We start from the raw sequence: 10057 nt of genomic DNA, 5'->3' as shown, positions 1-10057 counted from the left end.
GAGCCCTTGCAGGGAATACGGCATGAAGCAGCAGGCAGGCATTGATATTCTGTTAGCACTCACGACAGCTGTCTGTTGGGGGGCTTTACCAATAGCGATGAAGCAAGTGCTGGAGGTGATGGAGCCTCCTACCGTGGTGTTTTACCGTTTTTTAATGGCAAGTATTGGCCTTGGCGCTATTCTTGCGGTTAAAAAAAAGCTCCCTCCATTGCGTATTTTTCGCAAAGCGCGTTGGCTGGTACTGCTGGCTATCGCTACCGGTGGGCTGTTCGGTAACTTCATTCTGTTTAGTTCATCCTTGCAATATTTGAGCCCAACGGCTTCGCAGGTTATCGGTCAACTGTCACCGGTTGGCATGATGATCGCCAGCGTCTTTATCCTGAAGGAGAAGATGCGCGGCACGCAGATTATTGGCGCTATTATGCTTCTGAGCGGATTGGTGTTGTTTTTTAATACCAGTCTGATCGAAATTTTTACCCGGCTGACCGATTACACCTGGGGTGTGATCTTTGGTGTCGGTGCCGCGACGGTTTGGGTGTGTTATGGGGTCGCGCAAAAGGTGTTATTGCGCCGGCTGGCATCACCGCAGATCCTGTTTTTACTGTACACTTTATGTACGATAGCGTTGTTGCCGCTGGCTAAACCCGGTGTAATAGCGCAACTCAGCGACTGGCAGCTGGCATGCCTCGTGTTCTGCGGCCTGAATACGCTGGTAGGATACGGTGCCCTTGCGGAAGCAATGGCTCGCTGGCAGGCGGCGCAGGTGAGCGCCATAATTACGCTCACGCCGCTGTTTACGTTGTTATTTTCAGATTTATTATCACTGGCCTGGCCCGATTTCTTCGCCAGACCGATGCTAAACCTTTTAGGTTATCTCGGTGCGTTTATCGTGGTTGCGGGCGCGATGTATTCCGCCATTGGTCATCGAATTTGGGGCGGTTTACGTAAGCATGAAACGGTGGTTTCGCAACCCCGCTCAGGCGAATGATTTACGGAGAGTAAAATGAAGTTTGTTGATGAAGCATCGATTCTGGTCGTTGCAGGCGATGGCGGTAACGGTTGTGTCAGCTTCCGCCGCGAAAAATACATCCCAAAAGGCGGTCCGGACGGTGGTGACGGTGGTGATGGCGGTGACGTCTGGCTGGAAGCCGACGAAAACCTGAACACGCTGATCGATTACCGTTTTGAAAAATCATTCCGTGCGGAACGTGGTCAGAATGGCGCAAGCCGTGATTGCACCGGTAAGCGTGGTAAAGATGTCACGATTAAAGTGCCTGTCGGTACGCGTGTTATCGATCAGGGCACGGGCGAAACTATGGGCGACATGACCAAACACGGTCAGCGTCTGATGGTCGCTAAAGGCGGCTGGCACGGTCTGGGTAACACCCGTTTTAAATCGTCGGTCAACCGTACCCCGCGTCAGAAAACGATGGGTACACCTGGCGATAAGCGTGACCTGATGCTGGAGCTGATGCTGCTGGCAGACGTGGGTATGCTGGGTATGCCAAACGCCGGTAAATCGACGTTTATCCGTGCAGTGTCTGCGGCGAAACCGAAAGTGGCGGATTATCCGTTCACCACGCTGGTACCGAGCCTCGGCGTTGTGCGTATGGACAACGAAAAGAGCTTCGTGGTTGCCGACATTCCGGGTCTGATTGAAGGCGCGGCTGAAGGCGCAGGCCTGGGTATCCGCTTCCTGAAGCACCTGGAGCGTTGCCGCGTGTTGCTGCACCTCATCGATATCGATCCGATTGACGGTTCCGATCCGGTAGAAAACGCCCGTATCATTATTGGCGAACTGGAAAAATACAGTCAGGATCTGGCGTCTAAACCGCGCTGGTTAGTGTTCAACAAAATTGATTTGATGGACAAAGCTGAAGCGGAAGAAAAAGCGAAAGCCATCGCTGAAGCGCTGGGCTGGGAAGGTAAATATTACCTGATCTCTGCCGCCAGCCAGCTGGGTGTGAAGGATCTTTGCTGGGATGTGATGACCTTTATCATTGAGAACCCAATCGTTCAGGCTGAAGAAGCGAAACAGCCGGAGAAAGTTGAGTTCATGTGGGATGATTATCACCGCCAGCAGCTCGCTGAAGTCGAAGACGAAGCGGAAGATGACTGGGATGATGATTGGGACGAAGACGACGAAGAAGGCGTTGAGTTCATTTACAAGCGTTAATCCCAATAAAAACCCCGGCCATGTTGCCGGGGTTTTTGTTTCCAGGACGCGCTGTAGGCCGGATAAGGCGCGTTTGCGCCGCCATCCGGCAAACATACTCAGTTATTTTGATATATATCTTTGTACAGCCGACTCTCGAAGCGCACCAGTGGAATACGGCGGTTGCGCTGGTCTGCAGGCTCTACCGCATAGCCAGACAGATACTGCACGAATGCCATGCGTTGGCCGCTTGCCGTGGTAATGAAGCCAGCAAGGTTATAGACTCCTTGCAGCGAGCCTGTCTTCGCCGATACTTTGCCATCCACACCAGCCTGATGCAGACCCGCACGGTATTGCAGGGAGCCGTCGTGCCCCGCCAGCGGCAGCATAGTGATAAAGTTCAGCTCGTTATCGTGTTGAGCGATATATTGCAGCACCTGCATCATGGTGGCGGGGGCAATCAGGTTATGGCGAGAGAGGCCAGAGCCGTCGGCAATAATCGTGTTGCCAATATCGACGCCCGCCTGCTGACGCAGGATCTGACGTACGGCATCTGAACCTGCCCGCCAGGTGCCCGGTACGTTAAATCGCGCATGGCCAATCATGCGAAAAACGGTGTCGGCAATCATGTTGTCTGATTTTTTCAGCATAATCTTAAGCAGATCATGCAACGGTGCTGATTGTTTGCTGGCGACTACGGTTCCCGGTTCGTTGACCTGCGTCTGGCGCAGCAGAGTACCGCTGTAAGTGATCCCTGCTTGTTTTAGCTCATCTTTGATAATCGCCCCGGCATAGCTGGCGCCGTCCTGAATGGCGAACGCCAGCGGCAGCGGATCGGCACGTTGGGGCAGGCATCCGGTCAATGTAAAGCGGTTGAGATCGCCGGGAACCACATCCAGTTCACAATATTGCGCTTCCGCAGAGCCTCGAGCGAGAGTACGCACCTGGCTGAACATGGTGACCGGGTAATAAGATGCCACGCGGATAAACGCGAGATCGTTAGGTTTTTGCGCGCTGTAGAGTGAAACAGAGAAACAGTTACGATCGACAATGGCTGCTGCGGGCGGTGCGCTAAAACACTGCGTCATGTCGTTCCAGGGCCAGCCAGGGGCTTTATCATGACTGGCGAAAATAGAGGTGTCGATCAGGACATTTCCGGCAATTTGCGTCACGCCTGATTTTTTCAGGGTTGCCACCATATTGCGGATATCCTGACGTTTTAACGTCGGATCGGCACCAAATCGCGCTACTAAGTCACCTTTTAATACTCCGCCTTCCACGTTGCCTTTCGTCTCAAGCGTGGTGGTAAAACGAAAGTCCGGCCCGAGCTGAATCAATGCCGCCAGCGCGGTGATCACTTTCTGGGTACTGGCGGGGAGTGCCATCTGCTGGCTATGAAAATCAATAGCAGGAGCAGGAGCGCCAACCTTCTGTACCATAAGGGCGAGGTTGGCCCCGGCAGGGAGCTGATTGATATACTCGTCGACGTTCGCAGCCTGAACGCTGAACGCTATACTGGCAGTCAATCCAATAGTAAATCTGGAAAATCGCATAATCTCGCGCTAACAACCTGGAAACAGGCCGTCATACTACGGCGCAACGCCCCAAAAAGTAAACGATGACCCATAGGGAACTCCAGGGTAAAATGAACATCAAATGGAGAATTGTAGCTGACCTGGGACCTCGTGCCCCGGGTCGGTATTTTTTTGCTTCTGACTCTGGCATGGCGTATGCCAGGGTGGGCTTAGCAGCCGGGGTGAGGACAACCACCCCCTACAGGAATGTTCAAGAGGTATAACAAATGCAAGCTATCCCGATGACCTTACGTGGTGCTGAAAAACTGCGCGAAGAACTGGATTTTCTTAAATCTGTGCGTCGCCCTGAAATTATTGCCGCGATCGCGGAAGCGCGTGAACACGGTGACCTGAAAGAGAACGCGGAGTATCACGCGGCGCGTGAACAGCAGGGATTCTGCGAGGGTCGCATTAAAGATATCGAAGCCAAACTGTCTAACGCGCAGGTTATTGACGTCACTAAAATGCCAAATAACGGCCGCGTTGTGTTCGGTGCGACGGTTACCGTTCTGAATCTTGATAACGATGAAGAGCAGACCTGGCGCATTGTGGGCGATGATGAGGCCGATTTTAAACAGAACCTGATTTCAGTGAACTCGCCTATCGCTCGTGGCCTTATCGGTAAAGAGCAGGATGACGTCGTGGTTATCAAAACACCGGGCGGCGAAGTTGAGTATGAAGTGACGAAGGTCGAATACCTGTAAGAATTTCCCAATACTCAAGATGTTGATGTATTGTAAAGAAAGGAAAAAGGCCGCATAGCGGCCTTTTATCAACGAAGAGAGCGTGGCATTTTGCTCTCCTGCTAGCGGAAAACCCCGCGTTTTACACAAACTTCGTGTGCAACTTTGGGATATTCTTAGCGTGGCAGCGAGATTTTACGTTCTTTAGTCGGGCGATACAGTACCAGCGTTTTGCCGATGACCTGCACATTACAGGCGCCGGTTTCGCGTACGATAGCTTCCACGATCAAGGTTTTAGTATCGCGATCTTCCGAGGCGATTTTCACCTTGATAAGTTCATGGTGCTCTAACGCTTGTTCAATCTCGGCCAGTACCCCTTCGGTCAAACCATTGTTGCCAAGCATAACTACAGGCTTGAGCGGATGTGCCAGACCTTTCAGGTGCTGTTTTTGTTTAGTACTCAGATTCATCGTATATTTTTGCTTACGTTGGGATTGAAAACGGGTCATTCTACCGCCATCTCCCATATATCACCAAATAGCTGTGTAGAAATTTACACCATTGGTTACGATGAACTGCCCTTTGGGAATGTGAAATGACAGGTAAAAAGCGTTCTGCCAGCTCGAGTCGCTGGCTTCAGGAACACTTTAGCGATAAATATGTTCAACAGGCGCAGAAAAAGGGGTTACGTTCCCGTGCCTGGTTTAAACTTGATGAAATACAGCAAAGTGACAAAATTTTTAAACCGGGGATGACGATTGTTGACCTCGGCGCTGCACCCGGTGGCTGGTCGCAATATGCGGTTACGCAGATCGGAAACAGCGGCCGCATTATCGCTTGCGATCTTTTACCTATGGATCCAATCGTTGGTGTGGACTTCCTTCAGGGCGACTTTCGTGATGAATTAGTCCTGAAAGCGTTACTTGAGCGTGTAGGTGACAGTAAAGTACAAGTTGTCATGTCTGATATGGCGCCAAATATGTGTGGAACACCGGCGGTGGATATTCCCCGGGCCATGTATCTGGTTGAACTGGCACTTGGAATGGCTCGTGATGTATTAGCGCCAGGTGGTAGTTTTGTAGTGAAGGTGTTCCAGGGCGAAGGCTTCGATGAGTATCTAAGAGAGATTCGCTCCCTGTTTACGAAGGTCAAAGTTCGTAAGCCGGACTCTTCTCGCGCCCGTTCGCGTGAAGTGTACATTGTAGCGACCGGGCGTAAACCATAACCGGTAGATTTCAAACGAAAGTTTGAAAGACACTGGATATAGAGTATCCTGACGCTGTTTTTAACACAGTTGTAATATGAGGTTAATCCCTTGAGTGACATGGCGAAAAACCTAATACTCTGGCTGGTCATTGCCGTTGTGCTGATGTCAGTATTCCAGAGCTTTGGGCCCAGCGAGTCTAATGGCCGTAAGGTTGATTACTCTACCTTCCTGCAAGAGGTCAATCAGGACCAGGTTCGTGAAGCGCGTATCAACGGACGTGAGATTAACGTTACCAAGAAAGATAGTAACCGTTACACGACCTACATTCCGGTTAACGATCCGAAGCTGCTTGATAACCTGCTGACCAAAAACGTCAAGGTTGTTGGTGAGCCGCCTGAAGAGCCGAGCCTGCTGGCTTCTATCTTCATTTCCTGGTTCCCAATGCTGCTGCTGATTGGTGTCTGGATCTTCTTTATGCGTCAAATGCAGGGCGGTGGTGGCAAAGGTGCCATGTCGTTCGGTAAGAGCAAAGCGCGCATGTTGACCGAAGATCAGATCAAAACCACTTTTGCTGATGTCGCGGGTTGTGACGAAGCGAAAGAAGAGGTCGCTGAACTGGTTGAATACCTGCGCGAACCGAGCCGTTTCCAGAAGCTGGGCGGTAAGATCCCGAAAGGCGTCCTGATGGTTGGTCCTCCGGGTACAGGTAAAACCCTGCTGGCAAAAGCCATCGCGGGTGAAGCGAAGGTTCCATTCTTCACAATTTCCGGTTCTGATTTCGTGGAAATGTTCGTTGGTGTGGGCGCATCTCGTGTGCGTGACATGTTCGAACAAGCCAAGAAAGCGGCACCGTGTATCATCTTCATCGATGAAATCGACGCCGTAGGTCGCCAGCGTGGCGCTGGTCTGGGTGGCGGTCACGATGAACGTGAACAGACGCTGAACCAGATGCTGGTTGAGATGGACGGCTTCGAAGGTAACGAAGGTATTATCGTTATCGCGGCAACTAACCGTCCGGATGTTCTTGACCCTGCGCTGCTGCGCCCAGGCCGTTTTGACCGTCAGGTTGTGGTGGGGCTGCCAGACGTTCGCGGTCGTGAACAGATTCTGAAAGTGCATATGCGTCGCGTACCGCTGTCTCCGGATATCGATGCGGCAATCATTGCTCGTGGTACGCCTGGTTTCTCCGGTGCGGACCTTGCGAACCTGGTGAACGAAGCGGCACTGTTTGCAGCGCGTGGTAACAAGCGTGTTGTATCGATGGTTGAGTTCGAGAAAGCGAAAGACAAAATCATGATGGGTGCGGAACGTCGCTCCATGGTGATGACGGAAGCGCAGAAAGAATCTACCGCGTATCACGAAGCTGGCCATGCAATCATCGGTCGCCTGGTGCCGGAGCACGATCCGGTGCACAAAGTGACGATTATTCCGCGCGGTCGTGCGCTGGGTGTCACCTTCTTCCTGCCTGAAGGCGACGCAATTAGCGCCAGCCGTCAGAAACTGGAAAGTCAGATCTCCACGCTGTACGGCGGTCGCCTGGCGGAAGAGATCATCTACGGTGCTGAACATGTTTCTACCGGTGCGTCCAACGACATTAAAGTCGCGACGAACCTGGCGCGTAACATGGTCACTCAGTGGGGCTTCTCTGACAAACTGGGGCCGTTGCTGTACGCGGAAGAAGAAGGCGAAGTGTTCCTCGGTCGTTCTGTTGCGAAAGCAAAACATATGTCCGATGAAACCGCGCGTATTATCGATCAGGAAGTGAAATCACTGATTGAGCGCAACTATGACCGTGCTCGCCGTCTGCTGAACGATAACCTGGACATTCTGCACTCGATGAAAGATGCGCTCATGAAATATGAGACCATCGATGCACCGCAGATTGATGATCTGATGGCTCGCCGCGATGTGCGCCCGCCAGCGGGTTGGGAAGAGTCTGGTTCATCTAACAACTCTGGCAACAATGGCACCCCGAGTGCACCGCGTCCGGCTGAAGAGCCGCGTACGCCGAACCCGGGCAACATGTCAGAGCAGTTAGGCGACAAATAAGTTATCGTCATCTGATGACCATGTTTTAATTGAAAACCCTGGGGCTTGCTCCGGGGTTTTTTTATTTATCAACTTATACCCAATGAATTTCGAGTTGCATCAAGGCGGCGACGCAGGGAATCCCCTGGAGCGTACATCAGTACGTGACTGGGGTGAGCGAGGAAAGCTAATGCAGATGCAACTCGAAATTCATTGGGTATATACCAGGGATAACACTATGAAACTCTTTGCTCAGGGATCTTCGCTGGATCTCAGCCATCCCCACGTCATGGGGATTTTAAACGTCACACCAGACTCTTTTTCTGATGGCGGGGCGCACAACTCTCTGGTTGAGGCGGTAAAACACGCAAATCTGATGATTAACGCAGGGGCGACTATCATTGATGTGGGTGGTGAGTCTACGCGACCGGGAGCGGCGGATGTTAGCGTGGAAGAAGAACTGCAGCGAGTGATCCCGGTGGTGGAGGCAATTGCTCAACGTTTTGAAGTGTGGATTTCGGTAGATACCTCAAAACCAGAGGTCATTCGTGAGTGCGCCAGAGTGGGCGCACATATCATTAATGACATTCGCTCACTCTCGGAGCCGGGCGCGCTGGAAGCTGCGGCAGAAACTGGATTGCCGGTTTGCCTGATGCATATGCAGGGGCAGCCGAAAACTATGCAGGAAGCACCGAAGTATGAGGATGTATTTGCTGAGGTAAATCGTTACTTTGTTGAGCAAATAGCACGTTGTGAACGGGCCGGAATCACAAAAGATAAATTGCTACTCGACCCAGGATTCGGATTCGGTAAAAATCTTACTCACAACTACACATTGCTGGCACGTCTGGCGGAATTTCATCATTTTAATCTGCCGCTGCTGGTAGGGATGTCACGAAAATCAATGGTTGGCCAATTGCTCAATGTGGGTCCATCTGAGCGTTTGAGCGGCAGCCTTGCATGCGCGGTCATTGCCGCAATGCAGGGAGCGCAGATTATTCGTGTCCATGACGTCAAAGAAACCGTAGAAGCGATGCGTGTGGTGGAAGCCACATTGTCTGCAAAGGAAAACAAACGCTATGAGTAATCGTAAATATTTTGGCACCGATGGGATTCGTGGTCGTGTAGGCGACGCTCCAATCACTCCTGACTTTGTGCTCAAGCTGGGCTGGGCGGCAGGAAAAGTGCTGGCACGTCATGGTTCACGCAAAATCATTATCGGTAAAGATACGCGTATTTCCGGCTATATGCTGGAATCTGCGCTGGAAGCGGGCCTGGCTGCCGCGGGGTTGTCAGCTTCTTTCACCGGCCCCATGCCAACACCTGCCGTTGCTTATCTGACGCGTGCTTTCCGTGCTGAAGCCGGGATTGTTATCTCCGCTTCTCACAACCCATTTTATGACAACGGGATTAAATTCTTCTCCATCGACGGGACCAAACTGCCGGATGCAGTTGAAGAAGCAATTGAAGCGGAGATGGAAAAAGCAATCACCTGCGTGGATTCGGCCGAACTGGGTAAAGCCAGTCGTATTGTCGATGCTGCCGGTCGTTATATTGAGTTCTGCAAAGGCACATTCCCGAATGAACTGAGCCTGAACGAGCTTAAAATTGTGGTGGACTGCGCTAACGGTGCAACGTACCACATTGCGCCAAATGTACTGCGCGAGCTGGGTGCTAACGTCATTGCGATTGGCTGTGAACCGAACGGCGTGAACATCAATGAAGAAGTCGGTGCGACCGATGTTCGTGCGCTGCAGGCGCGCGTAATCGCGGAAAAAGCCGATCTGGGTATTGCGCTGGACGGCGATGGCGACCGCGTCATTATGGTTGACCATGAAGGTAATAAGGTCGATGGCGATCAGATCATGTACATCATCGCTCGTGAAGCGCTGCGCCAGGGGCAACTGCGCGGTGGCGCGGTGGGAACTCTGATGAGCAACATGGGCCTCGAGCTGGCGCTGAAACAGCTGGGTATTCCGTTTGCCCGTGCGAAAGTTGGCGACCGCTATGTGCTGGAAAAAATGCAGGAAAAAGGCTGGCGTATCGGTGCCGAAAACTCTGGTCATGTGATCCTGCTGGACAAAACCACTACCGGTGACGGCATCGTGGCGGGCCTGCAGGTGCTGGCGGCGATGGTGCGCAACCATATGAGTTTGCACGACCTGTGCAGCGGTATGAAAATGTTCCCACAGCTGCTGGTTAACGTACGTTACACCGCAGGTAGCGGCGATCCGCTGGAACATGAAAACGTGAAGGCGGTGATGGCGGAAGTGGAAGCGGCGCTGGGTAACCGTGGACGCGTCCTGCTGCGTAAGTCTGGTACCGAACCGTTAATTCGTGTGATGGTTGAAGGTGAAGACGAAGCGCAGGTGACTGAATTCGCCCACCGTATTGCCGATGCTGTGAAAGC

9 protein-coding genes are annotated in these 10057 nt (G+C 52.2%); 7 read left to right on the top strand and 2 right to left on the bottom strand.

Translation table 11 applies throughout. From position 1 onward, the window contains the following. Positions 1-22: 22 nt before the first annotated feature. Together FDX03_RS22275 and cgtA are read left to right on the top strand one after the other, a co-directional pair. The gene (locus tag FDX03_RS22275) at positions 23-988 is read left to right on the top strand and encodes a DMT family transporter (RefSeq protein ID WP_137346598.1); all 966 of its coding nucleotides are present in this window, start codon (positions 23-25) and stop codon (positions 986-988) included. 15 nt (positions 989-1003) lie between these two features. Further along, positions 1004-2176, top strand: coding sequence for an Obg family GTPase CgtA (cgtA, locus tag FDX03_RS22270; RefSeq protein WP_003828732.1), 1173 nt, complete (start codon positions 1004-1006; stop codon positions 2174-2176). Between the two features lie 98 nt (positions 2177-2274). Here the strand turns inward: cgtA and dacB are convergent, their stop codons facing one another. After that, a complete protein-coding gene (dacB, locus tag FDX03_RS22265) occupies positions 2275-3708 on the bottom strand; it encodes a serine-type D-Ala-D-Ala carboxypeptidase (RefSeq protein WP_048213412.1) in 1434 nt (477 codons plus the stop codon). Positions 3709-3956: 248 nt separating this feature from the next. Between dacB and greA the strand changes: the two genes are divergently transcribed. Then, positions 3957-4433, top strand: a complete 477-nt coding sequence (gene greA, locus FDX03_RS22260) for a transcription elongation factor GreA (protein WP_003025019.1) — start codon at positions 3957-3959, stop codon at positions 4431-4433. 155 nt (positions 4434-4588) lie between these two features. Here the strand turns inward: greA and yhbY are convergent, their stop codons facing one another. Further along, positions 4589-4882: a ribosome assembly RNA-binding protein YhbY gene (gene yhbY, locus FDX03_RS22250; RefSeq protein WP_003025016.1), complete on the bottom strand. Its 294-nt coding sequence runs from the start codon at positions 4880-4882 to the stop codon at positions 4589-4591. Positions 4883-5007: 125 nt separating this feature from the next. Here yhbY and rlmE point away from each other — a divergent pair, with 125 nt between their 5' ends. The 4 genes from rlmE to glmM form a co-directional block, all read left to right on the top strand. After that, entirely contained in the window at positions 5008-5637 is a 630-nt protein-coding gene (gene rlmE / locus FDX03_RS22245) for a 23S rRNA (uridine(2552)-2'-O)-methyltransferase RlmE (protein ID WP_004106110.1), read from the top strand. Positions 5638-5736: 99 nt separating this feature from the next. Beyond that, positions 5737-7668, top strand: a complete 1932-nt coding sequence (ftsH, locus tag FDX03_RS22240) for an ATP-dependent zinc metalloprotease FtsH (RefSeq protein WP_048213411.1) — start codon at positions 5737-5739, stop codon at positions 7666-7668. Between the two features lie 217 nt (positions 7669-7885). Further along, entirely contained in the window at positions 7886-8734 is an 849-nt protein-coding gene (gene folP / locus FDX03_RS22235; RefSeq protein ID WP_048213410.1) for a dihydropteroate synthase, read from the top strand. Continuing rightward, positions 8727-10057: phosphoglucosamine mutase (gene glmM / locus FDX03_RS22230; protein ID WP_137346609.1), on the top strand; the 1331-nt coding region annotated here is incomplete at its 3' end. The genes folP and glmM, both read left to right, overlap by 8 nt.

The sequence above is a fragment of the Citrobacter sp. wls827 genome (assembly GCF_005280875.1).
Lineage (GTDB): Bacteria > Pseudomonadota > Gammaproteobacteria > Enterobacterales > Enterobacteriaceae > Citrobacter > Citrobacter youngae.
The sequence above is the reverse complement of the archived record's forward strand: the minus strand, read 5'-3'. Positions and strand labels throughout refer to the sequence as shown.